Origin of the sequence: Streptomyces jumonjinensis (genome assembly GCF_009600885.1) — a bacterium.
Classification (GTDB): Bacteria; Actinomycetota; Actinomycetes; order Streptomycetales; family Streptomycetaceae; genus Streptomyces; species Streptomyces jumonjinensis.
In genome coordinates, this window is sequence record NZ_VCLA01000120.1 from 70,245 (window position 1) to 70,494 (window position 250).

Consider the following 250-nt stretch of genomic DNA (forward strand, 5'->3'; position numbering starts at 1 on the left):
CAGCCTGGCCGTCACCCGCACCTATGCCTCCCGGCTGCGCAAGACTCTCGGTTCCGGCGTACTGGTCAGCGAGTCCGGCGGCTATGCCCTGCGGATCGAGTGGGAGCGCCTGGACCTGTACACAGCCCAGGGGCTGGCGGCATCGGCGGAGGAGGCGCGGGCGGCCGGCGACCGCGATCGGGCGCGGGCGCTGATCGACGAGTCGCTGGGGCTGTGGGACGGCGAGGCGCTGGCCAATGTGCCGGGACCG

Annotated in this window: 1 protein-coding gene; it reads left to right on the forward strand. The window is 73.6% G+C overall.

The features are described from left to right. Positions 1–250: BTAD domain-containing putative transcriptional regulator (locus FF041_RS38960; protein ID WP_267133192.1), on the forward strand; the 250-nt coding region annotated here is incomplete at both ends.